Below are 17,743 nucleotides of genomic sequence, written 5' to 3'. Positions count from 1 at the left end.
ATTTAAATAGGTAAGATAAATGAGAATGTTGTTCCTTTGTTCTTTGTACTCTCAACCTCTATTGTGCCATCATGCAGCTCGATAATTTCCTTGCAGAGGTAAAGCCCGATTCCAAAACCGGATATCGTCGGATTACTAATATCCTTTACACGGTAATATCGTTCAAATATCCGCTGCTGATCATCTTCTGCTATTCCGATGCCCTCGTCGTGCACACTGATTTTCAGTCGGTTATTGTCAATGGTTGTATATTCTATGGTAACCGGGGTATTAACCGGAGAGTATTTGACTGCATTCCCGATGAGATTATGGAGTACCTGCAATATTTTGTCACGGTCGGCAAATACCTGAACCGCTCCGGATCCCCTGAAAATAAAATGACGGGAATGGTGTGTCAGAAGCAATTCCTGTTCAATTTCTGAGAAAAGGGTGTCTACATCAAAATTTTTCTTTGCGATGTGCATCTGCCCCGAATCCAGCCTTGACACATTCAGAAAGCCGTTGATCAGGGTATTCATGTAATCTACCTGCATGACCGACCGATCCAGCATGTGGCGCTGTTTTGAGCCTTCCGCATTGGCTTCCATCCGCTGAAGCAGCTGCAGATAACCCTTTAATGACGTTAACGGTGTTTTAAGCTCATGGCTTACCATACCCATGAAGTCATCTTTTCGCTTCTCTTCCTTTTTCTGCTCCGTGATATCCCTTAAAGTTCCGTTAAGACTCGCCGGATTGCCTTTTTCATCATAAAAAACCCGCCCGTTTGCCTGCAGCAGCCTCTCTTTTTGCTCTTTATTGTTCTTAATGCGGTATTCAACAAAGTAATGGCCATCAGAATCTTCTGCAAGGGCGTTTAAGATGGCATTTTTAACCCGTTCACGATCTTCCGGAATGATAACTTCCAAGGCAAATGACAGGTCCAGGTATTCCTCGGCAGATAGGCCGAACCATGTTTTTAGCAAAGCATTTCCGGCAAACAGGTTGTTTGCGGGCTGATAATAAAATGTGGCCAGTTGTCCCGCATCGATGGCAAGTGCCAGCATCTGCTGGTCGTTCTCATTCTTCCGGCGTTCCAAGACCTGCTGCGTAATCTCTTCGAGGATAATCAATACTCCCGAAACGGTCCCATCTTCGTTAAATATAGGCTGGTATATGGAGTTGACGATAGCTTCTCTCAAACCGTTATTATCCAGCAACCGTACTGTAAATTCATTATTAATCCTAGGTTTACCACTGTTATACACCTCGGTAAGCCATTTATTGACCGGCTGTCCCTGCAATTCGGGACGGGCAGATTCATGCGGATAACCAACCACCTCTGATTCTTTGCGGCCCCATATCTTGAGAATGGCGGGATTGGCGATCTCAATAACCTGTTCCGGGCCTTTCAGCATGGCAATGCCCACAGGTGCCTGTTCAATGATGGTACGGATGTATTTTCTGCTTTGTGCAAGCTGTCCCAGTGAACTGTTTAGCTCGTCATTCGTGGCAGTGAGTTCTTCGAGCGTTGCCGCCATTTCCTCATTGAGCGCATGTTCCCGTTCCTCCTTTTCTTTGATTTGCTGAATAAATTCTCGTCGTGCCGTAACATTCAGTGCGGTATTGAGTATGCACCAGGTTTTATTTTGGCTGTCGGTAAGGGCTTTGTATTCATAATCGAAATAATCCAATACTTCTTTTCCGTCCTTGATCAGTTTTGCAGGGGCTTCAGATACGGAATAGGTTTGTCCTGAGCGCCATACCTGCTGAAGGAGTGCCAGAAACGGCTGTCCTTCCAGTTCCGGAATTGCTTCCATCAGAGGTTTGCCAATGACAGATGAGTTTTTGCCCCACAATTCAAGCATTCCTTGGTTGGCAAAGCGGATGATGATGTCCTCACCCGAGTAGAGCGCTGTCGGTGCGGGAGACGAGGCCAATGCCTGCAGGATCAGATCTAGGCTGAAATTTTCATCCTGAAAATGTTCTTGGATATTCATACGTTTTACAAATATATGCAAAAGTCTGTAGCTAAATCGGGCCGTGGTACGGAAAAATCAGGGCAAATTTATGTAAAGTAAGGAAACTGAACGAGAATCAAAATAAATTAGAAATAGAAAAGCTTAGAGTGGGCAAAATTTCTGCTTTCGTTATACTCATAGAAGTTTTAAACCCGTCTTTGAGTTTTCTGAAGAAAATAAATGAGATTAATGGTAAGCTCTGATCCCTTTTCTAGCAACAGAAAACAGATTTAATTTGGATAATAATCCATTTTGTATGCTGTTTTCTGTTTTTTCTCCGATGCTTCGCATTTTGGTTAAGTATTGCCACGATTCTGTTAATTGTATGAGCAATGGTTGGTGCAATTTTGTACCTATAAATCAAGACAATGAAAATAGTATTAACAGGTTCTTTAGGGAACATCGGAAAGCCATTAACCAGATTATTGGTAGCTGCCGGACATCAGGTTACGGTGATCAGCAGTAAAAAAGAAAGAATTCATGACATAGAAACATTAGATGCCGTTCCAGCGATAGGAAGCATCCAGGATGTGGAATTTTTAACAGAAACCTTTAAAGGTACTGATGCGGTTTACTTAATGGAAGCTTGGGAAAGTATAGGAAGTCTCTTCGATAAAGATATCGATTTCTTAGCTGAATTTAAGAAAATAGCCAGGATATATGTAGCAGCTGTTCAACAGTCAGGTGTAAAAAAGGTCATCCACTTAAGCAGTATTGGTGCGCACTCTGAGCAGGGCACCGGAAGTCTTTTGGTGCATTACAATGTTGAGCAGATTTTACAGACACTTCCTGAAGATATTTCGATCAAATTTATGCGTCCCGTAGGATTTTTCACCAATATGTACCGCTGGCTTCCGACGATACGGTCTCAGGGAAAAATTATTCAGGGCTACGGAGGAACACGCAGAGAACCCTGGGTTTCACCTTATGATATTGCAGCGACTATTGCAGAAGAAATGGAAAAATCTTTCAGCGGAAGAACAGTTCATTATATCGCAAGCGATGAGGTTTCTCCGGATGAAATTGCTGCTTCGTTAGGGAAAGCAATAGGTAATACGGATCTAGAATGGAAAGTAATTCCGGGTGAACAATTATTAGATCAAATGCTTTCTGCCGGCGTCAATGAATGGATCGCTAAAGGTATGGTTGCCATGCAAAAGGCACAGGAGGACGGCAGCCTGTATCAAGATTTTTATGCCCATAAACCAACATTCGGGAAAGTGAAATTAGCAGATTTTGCAAAAGAATTTGCACAGAAATATAGCCAAAAAAAAGATTAAAAATGAAAACAGCATTAATAACAGGTGGCAACAAAGGAATAGGATTTGAAACGGCCAGACAACTTTTAGAAAACGGATATTTTGTCTTTATCGGAAGCCGCAATATTGCGAACGGCCAATCAGCGGTGCAACAGCTTAAAGACGCAGGCTTTGAAAATATAGAAGCAATACAGCTGGAGGTAACCGATGCTGCCTCAGTAGAAGAAGCAAGACGGATAGTCGGAAATAAAACCGATGTTTTGGATGTGCTCATCAATAACGCGGGAATAAATGGTGGAATGCCACAAGCTGCCCTGCAGGCACCGGTAGAATCTTTTCAAAAAGTAATGGACACCAATCTCTACGGCGTTATCCGAATGACACAGGCATTTATGGATCTCCTTCGTCAATCTGAACAGCCAAGGATCGTTAATGTCTCTTCCAGCGGCTGTTCGCTTACCCTGCATTCCGATCCCGACTGGGCGTATTACAGTCATAAAGCGGCCGTTTATACTGCTTCAAAAGCCGCAATGAATATGTATACCATCCATCTCGCATACGAACTTCGTGACACCGCTTTTAAGATCAATGCGGTATGCCCCGGATTCGTTGCTACAGATTTTAATAATCACAGAGGTACCGGAACCGTGGAAGACGGCGGAAGAAGAATAGCAAAATACGCAATGCTCGCTCAGGACGGACCCACCGGGAAATTCATCAGTGAAGAATATAATCCCGAATCCGGTGAAACACCTTGGTAATTAATTCACTATTTTTACATGACCAGCACCTGAGGTATGTTATTTAAGGTGTTGGTTTTAATGATTAAAAAATGAAAATCAACTTGCATCTGCATAAATTCAATTCGTTATCTGAATTCCATAAGATGTTCGGATTAGCAAAACCGGAGCATCCGCTGGTGAGTTTTATCCGTCTTGAAGATATGACGATCCCTGAAGGGCTGCCCGATCAGATGGTATTGGACTTTTATAAAATTGCCTATAAAGACACCATCGGCAGCGCTAAGTACGGACAGCACCATTATGATTTTGGCGAAGGCGGTCTGGTTTTTACGGCTCCCGGTCAGCTTTTTGAAAAGCCCAGGAACAATAAAAGCAAAGGATTTCTTGTCCTGCTGCATCCTGATTTCCTGCTTTCCTATCCGCTGGCAAAGAAGATCAGGCAATATGGTTTCTTTTCCTATGCCAAGGATGAGGCGCTTCAGGTTTCAGAGAAAGAAAAGGAGACCTTATTTTCAGTATTTAATATTATTGATGAAGAACTGAGGAACAGAATCGACGATTTCAGTCAGGATCTGGTCATTTCGCAGATCGAACTTCTTCTCAATTACAGCAGCCGGTACTACAAAAGGCAATTTATCACCTTTAAGGCCGTCAACGATCATCTCATTGAGAAGTTTGAAAAAGTTCTGGACCATTATTTTAATGATGATGAGAAACTTCAGAACGGAATGCCAACCGTGCAGAATATTGCTGATCAGTTGAATGTTTCGGCAAGTTACCTGAGCGACATGCTGCGTTCCTTAACAGGGCTCAACACCCAGCAACATATCCACAACAGGTTTGTTGAAACCGCTAAGGACATACTTTCCACGACGGATCTGTCTGTTTCACAAATTGCCTATCATATGGGATTTGATTACCCACAATCCTTCACCAGGTTATTCAAAAGCAAGACGAATCAGACACCTTTGGAGTTCAGGCAGTCATTTAATTAGCCAATAACAATCAGCAATAAATCAATCTATCCCGGGTCTTCACCACCGAAATCTAACGGTTGAGATCCAGACCGTGTTGTAATGAACAAATGAAGTTTATTCGTGTCATGTGCATTGATCAAAAATGTATTATCATTTTTCACACGAAATCACTTCCTTCTCCAGCTGTTTGTTGCCCCAATGGTGCAGATGTTTGATGAACGGAATCAGTTCCATGCCCGTTTCACTGAGCGCGTATTCCACTTTTGGCGGGACTTCGTGATATACTTTCCGGGTAATCAGCCGGTCGTCCTCAAGTTCCCGCAAGGTCTGTGTCAGCATTTTGGTAGTAATATCAGGTAGCGTTCTTCTGAGTTCGCCATAACGCAATACCTCTTTGGAATTCAGGTGCCACAATATCCTTCCTTTATATTTTCCTCCGATACGTTTGAACGCGTAATCGACGCCACATTGCTGATCGGTTTCCGGTACAGATGTTTTATTTTTCATCTTTTTTAAATTTTAATAAATTGATTTTCAGTAATACATACTTTTTAGTCTATAGCATACCAAAAAGTATATACTTGTAACAAAGATACTATTAAATTAATTTTGTACCATCATTTAAAGAAATAAGAAATGCAACAGTCAGATAACGAAAAAAGCAATTTAAAAGTAGTTAAAACAATGAAAGCTGTACGTCAGCATAAGTTCGGAGGTCCCGAAGTACTGTTCTATGAAGACGCTCCGGTTCCTGAGTTGAGTAAAGGGGAAGTACGGGTGAAAGTTCATGCCATAGGTCTCAATCCACCGGACTGGTACCTGCGTGACGGATACAAAATGCTACCGCCCGAGTGGCAGCCGAAGGTTCCTTTTCCCATCATTTTAGGTACGGATATTTCGGGAGTCGTTGAATCGGTTGCCGATGATGTGGAAGGATTCTCTGTGGGTGACAAAGTGTATTCCATGGTGCGATTTCCAAGTTATGGGCCGAGCCGGGCGTATGCACAATATGTCAATGTTCCGATTTCAGAACTTGCCCTGAAACCGGCTGGTATCGATCATATTCATGCAGCCGGTGCTCCGATGTCACTGCTTACCGCTTGGCAGTTTATGATTGAAGTGGGTCATGATGAGCAGAATCCTTTACAGCCTGACCAGCATATTCCTGTTCCCCTCGAAGGTAAAACCGTGCTGATCAATGGAGCGGGTGGCGGAGTAGGGCATTTTGCACTGCAGATCGCCAAATGGAAAGGCGCAAGGGTCATCGCCGTAGCTTCCGGAAAACAGGAAGACTTATTACGGGAACTGGGCGCAGATGAATTCATTGATTATACAAAAACCAACGCGGACGAAGTGGTAAAAGATGTGGATCTGGTCATCGATGCGGTCGGAGGCCCGAAAACAGGAAGATTCTTAAAGACATTGAAAGCCGGAGGTTCATTGTTTCCGATCTTTCCTCTGGGGTTCACAGATCGGGATGAAGCAGAAAAATTAGGGGTTAACGTATCGGCAACCCAGGTGCGTTCCAACGGCAAACAGCTTTCAGAGTTGGCCACTTTGCTTGATCAGGGGATTATAAAAGTCGTTATCGACAGCACATTTCCACTTTCTGAAGCCCGTCAATCGCACGAAAGAGCGGCCAAAGGGCATATTCAGGGGAAAATTGTTCTTACCGTAAATCATAATAATTAACGAAATATTTATAACAAAGGCTTTCCGGGTTAAAAGAAAGCCTTGTTTTAACTTTAATCATCATTCAATGAACAATACGATGTCAGAAGACAAAATAATGCTGAGAGAACTTGTAGACAAGGTTTCTGTTTTTGGGGATCAAAAAGATTTTAACAATCAGGTACAGCTTTTTACAGAGCAGGCCATATCGGAAACCAGAAGTAATGGTAAAGTCATTATGGAATTAAAAGGGCGTGAAGTCATGGCCAGGGCATTCGAAGAGTTTCTGAAAGACGTGGATACTGTATACCATTTTAATGGACAATCCTTATTTACCATCAAAGGAGATGAAGCCACAGGCACCTGTTATTGCCTTATCACATTGATCAGTAATGGAAAAGATAAGAAAACCATGACCACTATTGGAGCTGTGTACAACGATCACTATGTCCGTCAGGATCGGCGGTGGTTTATTGAAAAGCGTATCGGGAATTTTGTATGGAAGAATCAGCGTGAAATAGATTGATCTGCAGTAACAGACGTAATTATTTTGAAATATTTTTCTGTTCAGTAATGCCGTATTCCAATCCCCATTGATATAATTCATTGATGATCGGCAGCAGTTTTCTGCCTTTCTCCGTTAATGAATATTCAACAGTAGGCGGAACTGTGGCAAAAGCTTTGCGATTGATAATGTCATTTTCTTCCATGTTCTTCAGTTCTTTTACCAGCATTCGTGTGCTGATTCCGGGTATTAGTCTTTCTAATTCTTTGAAGCGTCTCTTTCCGAAAGCCAGGGCATAAATAATCGACATCGACCATTTTCCTCCGATAATGTCTAAGATTTTCTGAAGCTCACATTTATTTTCCGTTTTTTCTGATTTTTCTTTAATCATAAATAGTTGGTTTTCAATAAAAGTTACAATCGGGTTATTGGTATACATTCGTGTAACTACTTGCAAAAGTAAAGTAATGGAAATAGATTTGCAACTTAATATTAAAATAAATCAGTTATGTATGACTCATTAAACGGAAAAATAGCCCTGGTAACAGGCGGAACAAAAGGGATCGGTAAATCTATTGCCGATAAGTTAAGTGAAAACGGAGCAGTGGTAGTGGTCGCTGCCCGGACTGAAGCGAAGGATAATTTTAACAATCATCATTTTATTTCAGCTGATCTTTTCCAGGCTGAAGGCGCTGAAAAAATAGCAAAAGAGATCCTGGAAAAGTATGGTAAAATAGACATCATCGTCAACAATGCCGGCGCGAATCTCAGTCCGGGAGGAGGTTACAGTACATTGGAAGATGAGGACTGGTTCAGAGACTGGCAACTCAATTTTATGTCGGCGGTGAGAATCAACAAAGCGTTGCTTCCCGCAATGATTGAACAGAAGGACGGCGCCATCATCAATATCTCCACAGGAGCGGCAAAACAGCCGATCTGGGACATGACAATGTCGTATTCATCTGCAAAGGCCGCATTGAACGCGTACAGCAAAGCACTGGCAAACGAGGTAGGACCGAAGGGCATCAGGGTGAACACTGTTTCTCCCGGTGTGGTAAAAACACCTCTGATGAATGAATTCATTGAAAATATGGCCCGACAGTCAGGGGCGAGTTTTGAGGAATCCTTCCGGAATATCATTGATACTGTAGGCGTGCCGATGGGAAGAATGGCAGAGCCTGAAGAGGTGGCCGGCATCGTGGCATTTCTCGCTTCCTCCGAATCGAAATATATTACGGGAACCAATATTTCCGTGGATGGCGGCTCGTCACCCACAGTGTAATCCCGGTGAATGCGAAATATCAGGTAAGGAACATTTAATAAGAAAAGATAAAAGCATTGATCTGAACAAGCTTTCAGATCAATGCTTTTGTTTTTGTAAGTAATGACGGTGAATTCGGCCGTCGTTCTATTTCGGAAGATGGGCTGCTCTGCTAGGATTTTATCTGCTTTGTTTTGTTCCAGATGATAAATGCGGCCATAGCCATCACAAAAATGTTGAATGTAATATCGCCGGATTTATTTCTGAGTACGTGAAAAACAATGGCCGATAGCATTAGAAGAATGATTCCGATGGAGGCCGAGACGGTGATTTTACTTTTTAACCCTAAAATAGGAGGAAGGATAATTCCAATGCTTCCCAAGAGGTCAAAAGCTGCCGTCAGAAGGACCAATTTGGGATGATCTTTAATCCAGGGAAAAGGAAGGTCTTCCGGTTTAAAAAGTTTCATAATCCCTGCCCACCCAAGTATTAAAAATAACAGACCTTGAAATATGAAGGTAAGGATGTTCAAGATTTTTTTTGATGGAGATTGCTCGTTCATAGTTTTGTATTAAATAGTAAACACAAAATTATATATCTTTACTATCCGAAATATATTACTATCTCGTCGGATAGCGCTGTCCGGTAAGATAGTAATTACAAAATCAGATCTATGCTGTCAAACGGTGGTTGCCCAAAAACGATGTTATCCATACAGGATGCCCTCGAAGCTCTGGAAGGAAGATGGAAATTGCTCATCTTATTTTCATTATCAGAGAAGCCGAAACGTTTTAAAGAAATTTCCCGTGAAATAAGAGGGATTACCGATAAGATGCTATCGAAAGAACTAAAAAGCCTTGAAGCCAATAAGCTTCTGAAACGCGAGGTATTCAGTACATTTCCGCCCACGGTTGAGTATTCGATCACAGAACATGGATTATCGTTAGGTAAAGTTTTGGATGAATTGCATTTTTGGGGATTACTCCATAGGAATACTGTGCTTAACGATGAAGTTTAAAAAATAAATGATTACTTCTGCTTTACCCAGAGGAAATTCTGTTTTACTCTTTATTCATGAATACGAAGTTTTTACCAATTGTTAAACGACAAAAAAGATATAATTTCTAATTTCACCGAATGGAAGAAATGATTGGATATATTCTGAAATTCGGAAGTCTCAATAGGCAGCAGATTGACCTTATCAAAAGTAAAGGTGAAGTGCTCCGGTTGAAAAAAGATGATTTTTTTTCGGAGGCGGGGAAGATTCCGAAGCAGGTGGGATTTGTCGTAGAGGGCGTTATACGCGGCTGCTATTACAATAACAAAGGAGAAGAGATCACGCGCTGTTTTATCAGTGAAAGCAGCCTGGTGTGCGATTATGTCAATTTCGAGGCAAATGCGACTTCTTCCGAATATTTGCAGGCGGTTACGGACTGTAACCTCATTGTATTTTCAAAAGGTAACTGGGAAGAACTTTCGCAGATCATTATCGGCTGGGATAACATTAAAAATAAAATGGTTCAGCTCTGTATGTACCAGAAATCAAGAAGAGGACCGGTCATCTCCCAGGATGCCACCACGAGATACTTAGAGTTTATGGAAAATTATCCTTTACTGATCAACCGTGTACCCTTGTCATATATTGCCTCATACCTGGGCGTAACACAGCAGTCTCTGAGCAGGATAAGAAAAAATATCCGCTAATCTGCTTTTTTTAACATTTGGTAAACGATACCGTTGGCGAATGCCTGAATTTTGTATTGAATTAAAATTAAATGTTATGAAAACAGTATTAATTACAGGAGCAAATAAAGGTATTGGTTTTGAAACGGCAAGGAAGCTTTTACAAAAAGGATTTTTCGTATTCATCGGAAGCCGCCGTTTGGAAAATGGTATTGAAGCGGCTGAAAAACTGATAGCAGAAGGTCTTTTACGGGCAGAAGCCGTACAACTGGATATTACGGACTTTGCGTCAATACAAAAAGCCCGTGAGGAGATCGGCAAAAAAGTGTCGGTGCTGGATGTGCTGATCAATAATGCCGGCATCAATGGCGGAAGTGATCCCTACACCGTATTGGAAGCTACCTCTGATCAATATCTGGATGCGCTGAAAACAAATCTCATAGGAACGGCCGATGTGACAAAGACTTTTATAGATCTTTTAAAGAAATCGCAGGAACCGAGAATCGTCAATGTCAGCACCAGCGTAGGTTCTCTTTCCTTGCAGAGTGACCCGGAATGGGCGGCTTACCATTATGCCAGATACGGAGTATATGCCGTGTCAAAAGCAGCGCTTAATATGTATACGGTTCAGCTGGCGTATGAGCTTCGGGATACGGACTTCAGGGTGAATGCGGTTTGTCCCGGTCTTACCAGGACCGATTTTACCTTCTTCAATGGAGGAGAAGTGGGCGTGGCGGCCGAACGGATTATCAAATACGTTTTGATTGGTAATGACGGACCGACCGGAAAATTTTTCAGTGAGGAAACGAATCCTGATTCCGGCGAGATCGGCTGGTGAAAAATAATCTTTCTATATAGTCCGGTGTTGGAAACAGAATACCATACAGTGTTGTTTTACACGGGAGTTATTACCGATCTTAAAAAACGCTGTGATGGTCATATCCGCTAGCATTTTAGAAAACCGAAAAACTTTCCCGAAAAGGAAAGTTTTTTGATGAAGTCTTTAATCTTATTTTAAATCGCAAACTTTTCAAGCTCATGGTTAAATTTATCCGCTTCTTCCAGAAACAAGGCATGGCCACTGTTTTCGAAACGGATGAGCTTTGAATTTTTGATTCCCTGCTGCAGTTTTTCTGCCCACACAAAAGGACAGCTTTTATCCTGCACCCCATGGAATATCACAACAGGAATATGAATTTTCGATAGCTGAGGTCTAAGATCCAGATCTCTCAGTGCGGTAATCGCCTCTGTTGTTGCGTAAGGGGAAGCATCAAGACTCATTCTTTCAATCCATCTTTCCATATTTTTTGAAATATTCCCTTCTTTTGCCTGGAAGGCCGCGCCGAGACCTGCCACAAGATTCTGTCTGGCTGTCAGGGTAGCTTTAATGAGGTTTTCAGCTACATCAGCGGGAATGCCTTCTGGGAACCCTTCTCTCTGTTTCCAGGAAGGGGCTGCGGCACCAAACAATGCCAGCTTGCCGACGTGCGCAGAATTGTATTTGGTAACATAATGAATCAAAACGGCACCACCCATTGAAAAACCGCCCAAGACTGCATTTTCTATTTTCAGTTTATCTAAAACCACCTTGATATCGTCCGAGAAAACATCAAAATCGTATTTTCCGTACGGCTTGTCAGATTTACCAAATCCCCGAAGGGTAATGCCAATTACTCTGAAACCTTTTCTTGAAAGGTACTGATACTGATATTCATACATTTCATCACTCAAAGGCCATCCGTGGATGAGGACGATCGGTTTGCCCTCGCCGATATCCGTCACATGAAGCTTTACCCCTTTTTCCACTTCTATATATTCCGCTCTTTCCGCAGAGGCCGGGATTCTTTGTGTCTGAGCCATTAAACCGTTAGCAAAAAGTGAAACTAACATTACTAAAATTAAAGCCGATTTTTTCATTGTTTTACTGTTTAAATTGTTACTGTTTGTTTGATGATGCAAAGTTCTCTTAAAAAGCAGTATCTATCAATGGACGGTCTTCGCCTTGAATTGCACTTTTTTCTCTTTGACAGAAAAAGCAAAACGCGATCTATGGTTGCACTTTGATGTGATATTGTAAATAAGGTCAGAACTGTTTCCGGAATTTGGTCGGGGACACGCCCGTATTTTTTGTGAAGAATCGAATGAAATAAGCGTCATCTTCGTAATTCAGATGATAGGCAATTTCTTTAACGGTCATATCCGTATGTGCCAGCAGGCGTTTGCTTTCCAGTATGATTCTGTTTTTAATAATATCATTTGGCGTTTCCCTGCTCAGGAGGCCTATTTTCTTGCTGAGGCTTTTCGGATTGATGAAAAGCATTTCTGCATAATCGGCTACCGTGTGGTGGGTTTTGTAGTTTTCTTCCACCAGCTTGCTGAATTTCCTGAGAAAATGTACATCAGGCTGCCGGTCGTTCTCCGACAGCCGGTGTTTGTCTTTCCAGATCCTTGTTGATTTCAGAATAATGAGCTTAAGCAAAACCCTGAGCATTTCTTCCGTATTGGCATCGCTGTTTTTCATCTCAAACCGGATGTCTTCCATGATTGATCTGATATTGGAAGCCTGCGCTTCGTCCAGCTCTATAAAAGGAACTTCGAATACATTATTATACAAAATACCGTCGCAGGCTACTTCCTGGTCGTGAATCTCTATACAGTAAAAATCTCTGTTGAAATGCAGGAGTACTTCATGACCATCCTCACTTTGCAGGAATTTGATCTTTACTTTCGGATTAATAAAGAGAAGGGCATCAGAATCCAGGCTGAAAGTTTCGAAATCGACTTTTACCGTGGTGTTTTTAGTCAAAAAAAGAATTTTGATGTTGTCTGCAATGGAAAGCAGTATACTGTCATCAACTGCAAAATCTGAAGACTGCAGTTGGCCGAACTGTTTGTATGCGAATTCTTTGAGCATTTCCGAAGTATTTTCTGAACAAATGTAGTAAAATGTTAAATTAAACCTTTAGCATTGAAAATCCCGGATTTTATTCCTTACGAACAATTTGATACGCTGAATACTATGTGTATGAAAGATTTAAATTATTAAATGGATTATATTGTTGATTAATAGTTGTTTAGATGCTATTGTTTATTGGGCTTTTATGTTTACCTTTAATGATCTACACGAAAAATAAGGGTAAATTATCTGTCGTAATCTTTCCTGAAAACGATCCCTTAACGGTCTATTCTGTATTTTTATCGTGAAAATGCCACATCTTATCGACTAAAATTGATTAAAAAGTTCTATCCTGATACTTTTGAGATATAATTTTTTAGTAATGAGAAAATCAGTTTTTATTATTGCGGCATTTTTTCTGGGGTACGGAGCTCTTTACGGACAGACGACCGTAACCGGAAAGGTGACGGATAATGAAGGTCGGGCGTTGTCTTTTGCTTCTTTAAAGTTTTATAATGTAAATAATCCTTCACAGTCTTTCACAGAAAAGATTGCTGATGAAAACGGAAAATTCCAGATTTTATTTCCTGAAAGCGGAACGTATAAAGTAGTGGCTTCTTATAAAAACTCAGCTCCTTTTTCTCAACAGTTTAATTTTAATGATCCCGAAGTTACGGTATCTATTGCCTTACCTAAGGAAAAGGTAACGGACATCCAGGAAGTTGTCGTAAGTAAAAGAGCAAAATCTACGATCGTAAGAAAGATCGACCGAATCGTGATGAATGTATCCGATAATCCTATTGCAGCGGGAAAATCATCTTTAGATTTATTCAGGCTGGCGCCGGGCGTTTTTGTGAATAACGGTAAAATCTCCATCAACGGGGTCTGGGGAACCCGGGTAATGGTCGACGGAAAAATGCTGAACATCAGTGGCGTCGATCTGAAGAATTATCTCCAGAATTTACGATCCAATGAAATACAGTCGATAGAGGTGATCGCCCATCCTCCGGCAGAATTTGATGCGGAAGGCTCCGGTGGAATCATTAATATCATTCTGAAAAAAAATACCAAGGAAGGCATCAATGGCTATATAGGAAATGATTATTCGATCGGTTTAGGGAAATACCCTGGCTACAATCCGTATGCAGCCATTAATTATAAAAAAGGAAAATTCGGTTTAAGTTCAAGTTATTCTTATACCAATGGCAAAAGCTATGAAGAACTGAGCCAGAAGAGAGATTTTACGAATGGAGGAAAATATGAGCAGTCTTCAACCGATATTCAGAAAAATAAAAGCAACCGGATAAAAATAGGATCGACGTATGATTTCTCAGACAAGCAGTCTTTGGGCCTGCAGTATACGGGGCAGTTCAGTAATTTCTCGAGTAACTCCGTATCAGATTCTTATATCTCTTATCCTGATGCGGCCAATAATGTAAGATCGATAGGAAGCTTTCCTACGGAATCGAAGACAAATTATCATAACGGAGGTCTTAATTACAGCATAAAAACCGATACGCTGGGTTCAAAATTCAGTTTTGTAACAGATTATACGTACAATAAGAGAACGGGAAACAGCATCAGTGACAGCCGGGATTTTGATGTCAACAATGTTATTGTAAGAGATACTTTATTCCGATTTTCATACCCGAGTACGGCGAAGATCTTTACGGCGGATGCCAAATACAACTGGAATTTTAAATCCGGGGAAAATTTAAGCTTCGGAGCAAAGGCTACAAGCACCGATATCGATAATGAAAACAGTTATGAAATATTTCAGAACTCATGGTACAGCGTTCCGGAAAATAATTTCAATTTTAAATACAGGGAAAGAATTTATGCTGCTTTTTCAAGTTTTAGCGGCGAATGGAAGAAAATTGAATATAAACTGGGCGTAAGGGGAGAGCAGTCGGATGTATCCGGAACGCTTACCGGAAGCCAGCTGGGAGAGGTTTCTCAGAATTACTTTAACTGGTTTCCATCACTATTCCTGAAAAGAAATTTGGATGCGGAAGGGAACAATTTTTTAGCCTTTTCGTACAACCGAAGGATAAAAAGACCTTCTTATTTTGATCTTAATCCGTATAAATATTATATCGACAATTATTCGGTAACTACAGGAAACCCTTATCTGAAGCCTCAGTTTACCAATTCGTTCGAGGTCAGCGGAATGTGGGGCGGAAAATATTATACGGCGCTAAGTTATAATTATACCACCGATATCATTGCCCAGATCATCGAAAATTATCCGGGGCAGGAGTTGGTCACCGTAATTAAGGCGAATGCGGGAACAAGTAAAGTATTAACGGCGACCATAAGTGTGCCTGTAAATATTGCAAAATGGTGGACCACCAATAATAACCTGCTTTTAACCCATACGGTTTCAAAATCACCTTATTTCTTGATTGAAAAACCATCGTTCGTATTACAGTCTGAACAGGAAATTTCATTGGGCAAGAACTATACGTTTACATTAAACGGATTTTACACCCCACAGATGGTAACCGGAAATATCGTAACCAAAGGTATCGCCGGAGTAGATCTCGGGCTGCAGAAAAAGTTTTTCAGGAATCAGCTTACGGCACGGGCTTCTGTGAGTGACCTTTTCTACACCAATAATTATAAGGCGACAAGCTACTTTAATGATACGAAAATCCATATCAGCCATAAGGAGCAATCCAGGGTACTGTCTCTTTCTCTGATCTACAATTTCAAAAGCGGAGAAAGCTTTAAGGCAAAAAAGATAGAATCCAGCAGTGCTGATGAAAAAGGAAGACTTTAATGCATAAAAGGACTAAAAACTAATAACCATAAAAACTTAATTAAAATGAAAGAAAATAATCCGGAAGAAAAAGAGGATGCTCTTGAAAAATTATCCAGACAATTGAAAATTGAAGAAATGAATCAAGATGAATCCGGACAATTATCAGGTGGCTTTTCGGAACCTACATCAGAAGAGGAGGAAGAGACTATCCATGTTAACTGGTCAAAGTGTGGATATCACAAACCGCAAACAGGCGGAAACTCATAACTGAAAAAGTACAAATCATTCTGAAAAAAGAATTGATTGTAAAGATATTGTTGCAACAACTACGGGGAAAACTGAAAACCGGTATAAAAGAGTAAGTAATAACCATAAATTAAATTAAAATGTCTAAAGATTTAAACAACTCAAAAGAAAAGGCGCTTGAGCACTTATCAAAATCATTACAATTCGAATCTATCAATGAAAACGAAGCCGGACAATTGGCTGGAGGTTTTTCAGATGCTGTTTCAGAAGAGCAATTAGAACTTATTGAGATCAACTTCTCTAAATGTAAGTGCTCTGTATCACCTGGAACGGGTACGACTTCTCCGACTACCTCTCCGACAGCTAGCTAAAAAAACCTCCTTAATTTTAAATTTTAAGTTAGCCTAAAATTTTTTTAGGCTGACTTCTTTAAAAAAACTAATTATGAAAACAAGCCAATTTAATCACAGTATTTTTCATAATAACAAAAACTATATTTATAATTCTTTCAGTAATAAGTTTATAGGTATTGATGCGACGATATTAGACCTGTTCAAAGCACTGAGAACAGAAGAAGATATTCAGGATCTTTCCGGCTATCATCCTACTTTTTACCAGTCATTGTATAAAAATGGTTTTATTGTGGAAAAAGAAGTTGATGAGGTGGATAAAGTGCGCGCACTGAGCAAGAAGATCGACAGTGATGAAACCCATTACTCGCTGATCGTGAATCCAACCATGAACTGCAACTTTAAATGCTGGTACTGCTACGAATCCCACGTGAAAGGATCGAAGATGAACAACGAAACGGTTACCAAGACCTGTCTTCTGATCAACAATATCATCACCACAAAAAAGGAACTGAAAACATTCCATATTTCCTGGTTTGGAGGAGAACCTTTGATGTACTACAAAGAAGTAATCGCACCGATCATGGCCTTTGCAGATAAGATCTGTAAAGAATACGGGGTGCAATTCGATACCCAGTTTACCACCAACGGCTTCCTTTTCACCGACGAAATGATTGAAGAGCTGAAAGTATATCCTATAAACGGATTTCAGATCACTCTGGACGGGAATAAAGCCTCACACGATACGGTAAGGTATGTAAACGCAAAACGCGGATCTTATGATGTGATCATTCAAAATGTAAAAAAGCTTTGTGAAAATGACTTCAGAGTAGGAATCAGGGTCAATTTCACCAATGACAATCTTGATGATTTCGAAGAAGTGTACAAAGATCTTGAGAAAATTGATGTGGAAAAGAGAGATTATGCATCCATTTCTTTTCATAAGGTTTGGCAGGTTGTGGAAGATGCACAGACTACCGAAAGGGTAAATGATCTGATCCGAAAGGTAAAAGCTCTTGGATTTGCTGCCCATGAAGGAGCCGTTCCGGATAATGTGAAACATTCCTGTTACGCAGATAAAATCAATAATGCAACCATCAATTACAACGGAGAAGTTTTCAAATGTACCGCCAGGGATTTTTCGGGGGGCTCCAAAGAAGGCACATTACAGGCGAATGGTGAGATAAACTGGAACGAGAAGTTCGATGAAAGAATGAACATCAAGTTTAAAAACAAGCCTTGTCTTTCATGCTCTATCCTTCCTTTATGCAACGGAGGATGCTCACAGCACGCCATGGAAAATAAAGACAAAGATTATTGTGTCTATGATTTCGATGAAAACCAGAAAAAGGAAATCGTAAGAAAGAAACTGATCAGAATAGCCGGCTAAA

General features: G+C 40.8%; 19 protein-coding genes. 13 read left to right on the top strand and 6 right to left on the bottom strand.

Going from position 1 to position 17,743, the window contains the following annotated elements:
- Positions 1-2: 2 nt before the first annotated feature.
- Positions 3-1,976: a PAS domain-containing sensor histidine kinase gene (locus tag AC0N32_RS16890; protein ID WP_476395013.1), complete on the bottom strand. Its 1,974-nt coding sequence runs from the start codon at positions 1,974-1,976 to the stop codon at positions 3-5.
- A gap of 389 nt (positions 1,977-2,365) precedes the next feature.
- On the opposite strand from AC0N32_RS16890, the gene AC0N32_RS16885 reads away from it, so the two are divergent.
- From AC0N32_RS16885 to AC0N32_RS16875, 3 genes are all read left to right on the top strand, one after another.
- Positions 2,366-3,277: an NAD(P)H-binding protein gene (locus AC0N32_RS16885; protein WP_476395012.1), complete on the top strand. Its 912-nt coding sequence runs from the start codon at positions 2,366-2,368 to the stop codon at positions 3,275-3,277.
- 2 nt (positions 3,278-3,279) lie between these two features.
- On the top strand, positions 3,280-4,017 hold the full coding sequence (locus AC0N32_RS16880; protein ID WP_476395011.1) for an SDR family oxidoreductase: 738 nt from the start codon (positions 3,280-3,282) through the stop codon (positions 4,015-4,017).
- Positions 4,018-4,088: 71 nt separating this feature from the next.
- Positions 4,089-4,994: a helix-turn-helix domain-containing protein gene (locus AC0N32_RS16875; protein WP_476395010.1), complete on the top strand. Its 906-nt coding sequence runs from the start codon at positions 4,089-4,091 to the stop codon at positions 4,992-4,994.
- Between the two features lie 132 nt (positions 4,995-5,126).
- Here AC0N32_RS16875 and AC0N32_RS16870 read toward each other — a convergent pair whose 3' ends face one another.
- Complete coding sequence (locus tag AC0N32_RS16870) at positions 5,127-5,483, bottom strand: winged helix-turn-helix transcriptional regulator (RefSeq protein WP_476395009.1); 357 nt, start codon at positions 5,481-5,483, stop codon at positions 5,127-5,129.
- 129 nt (positions 5,484-5,612) lie between these two features.
- Here AC0N32_RS16870 and AC0N32_RS16865 point away from each other — a divergent pair, with 129 nt between their 5' ends.
- Entirely contained in the window at positions 5,613-6,668 is a 1,056-nt protein-coding gene (locus AC0N32_RS16865) for an NADP-dependent oxidoreductase (RefSeq protein WP_476395008.1), read from the top strand.
- A 67-nt stretch (positions 6,669-6,735) separates the two neighbouring features.
- Entirely contained in the window at positions 6,736-7,173 is a 438-nt protein-coding gene (locus AC0N32_RS16860; RefSeq protein WP_476395007.1) for a nuclear transport factor 2 family protein, read from the top strand.
- A 19-nt stretch (positions 7,174-7,192) separates the two neighbouring features.
- Here the strand turns inward: AC0N32_RS16860 and AC0N32_RS16855 are convergent, their stop codons facing one another.
- Entirely contained in the window at positions 7,193-7,543 is a 351-nt protein-coding gene (locus tag AC0N32_RS16855; protein WP_476395006.1) for a winged helix-turn-helix transcriptional regulator, read from the bottom strand.
- Between the two features lie 117 nt (positions 7,544-7,660).
- Between AC0N32_RS16855 and AC0N32_RS16850 the strand changes: the two genes are divergently transcribed.
- Positions 7,661-8,434: an SDR family oxidoreductase gene (locus AC0N32_RS16850; RefSeq protein ID WP_476395005.1), complete on the top strand. Its 774-nt coding sequence runs from the start codon at positions 7,661-7,663 to the stop codon at positions 8,432-8,434.
- A gap of 151 nt (positions 8,435-8,585) precedes the next feature.
- On the opposite strand, the gene AC0N32_RS16845 is transcribed toward AC0N32_RS16850, so the two are convergent.
- Positions 8,586-8,975 (bottom strand): DoxX family protein, encoded by a 390-nt coding sequence (locus AC0N32_RS16845; RefSeq protein WP_476395004.1) that lies wholly within the window; start codon positions 8,973-8,975, stop codon positions 8,586-8,588.
- Positions 8,976-9,116: 141 nt separating this feature from the next.
- On the opposite strand from AC0N32_RS16845, the gene AC0N32_RS16840 reads away from it, so the two are divergent.
- The 3 genes from AC0N32_RS16840 to AC0N32_RS16830 all read left to right on the top strand — a co-directional run bounded on the left by AC0N32_RS16840 (position 9,117) and on the right by AC0N32_RS16830 (position 10,934).
- Complete coding sequence (locus AC0N32_RS16840) at positions 9,117-9,431, top strand: winged helix-turn-helix transcriptional regulator (protein ID WP_476395003.1); 315 nt, start codon at positions 9,117-9,119, stop codon at positions 9,429-9,431.
- Between the two features lie 119 nt (positions 9,432-9,550).
- Positions 9,551-10,117 carry a Crp/Fnr family transcriptional regulator gene (locus tag AC0N32_RS16835; RefSeq protein WP_476395002.1) on the top strand — a complete coding sequence of 189 codons (567 nt, stop codon included), beginning with the start codon at positions 9,551-9,553 and terminating at the stop codon, positions 10,115-10,117.
- Positions 10,118-10,193: 76 nt separating this feature from the next.
- The gene (locus AC0N32_RS16830) at positions 10,194-10,934 is read left to right on the top strand and encodes an SDR family NAD(P)-dependent oxidoreductase (RefSeq protein WP_476395001.1); all 741 of its coding nucleotides are present in this window, start codon (positions 10,194-10,196) and stop codon (positions 10,932-10,934) included.
- Between the two features lie 176 nt (positions 10,935-11,110).
- Here the strand turns inward: AC0N32_RS16830 and AC0N32_RS16825 are convergent, their stop codons facing one another.
- The gene (locus AC0N32_RS16825) at positions 11,111-11,986 is read right to left on the bottom strand and encodes an alpha/beta fold hydrolase (protein WP_476395000.1); all 876 of its coding nucleotides are present in this window, start codon (positions 11,984-11,986) and stop codon (positions 11,111-11,113) included.
- Positions 11,987-12,179: 193 nt separating this feature from the next.
- Complete coding sequence (locus AC0N32_RS16820; protein ID WP_476394999.1) at positions 12,180-13,010, bottom strand: helix-turn-helix domain-containing protein; 831 nt, start codon at positions 13,008-13,010, stop codon at positions 12,180-12,182.
- Positions 13,011-13,374: 364 nt separating this feature from the next.
- Between AC0N32_RS16820 and AC0N32_RS16815 the strand changes: the two genes are divergently transcribed.
- From AC0N32_RS16815 to AC0N32_RS16800, 4 genes are all read left to right on the top strand, one after another.
- Positions 13,375-15,774 carry an outer membrane beta-barrel protein gene (locus tag AC0N32_RS16815; RefSeq protein ID WP_476394998.1) on the top strand — a complete coding sequence of 800 codons (2,400 nt, stop codon included), beginning with the start codon at positions 13,375-13,377 and terminating at the stop codon, positions 15,772-15,774.
- Positions 15,775-15,819: 45 nt separating this feature from the next.
- Positions 15,820-16,023 carry a hypothetical protein gene (locus AC0N32_RS16810; RefSeq protein WP_476394997.1) on the top strand — a complete coding sequence of 68 codons (204 nt, stop codon included), beginning with the start codon at positions 15,820-15,822 and terminating at the stop codon, positions 16,021-16,023.
- Between the two features lie 119 nt (positions 16,024-16,142).
- On the top strand, positions 16,143-16,373 hold the full coding sequence (locus AC0N32_RS16805; protein ID WP_476394996.1) for a hypothetical protein: 231 nt from the start codon (positions 16,143-16,145) through the stop codon (positions 16,371-16,373).
- A 73-nt stretch (positions 16,374-16,446) separates the two neighbouring features.
- Positions 16,447-17,742: a radical SAM protein gene (locus AC0N32_RS16800; RefSeq protein ID WP_476394995.1), complete on the top strand. Its 1,296-nt coding sequence runs from the start codon at positions 16,447-16,449 to the stop codon at positions 17,740-17,742.
- Position 17,743 lies beyond the last annotated feature (1 nt).

The organism is Chryseobacterium endophyticum (assembly GCF_056333165.1).
This window is presented reverse-complemented; position numbering and strand designations above follow the sequence as displayed.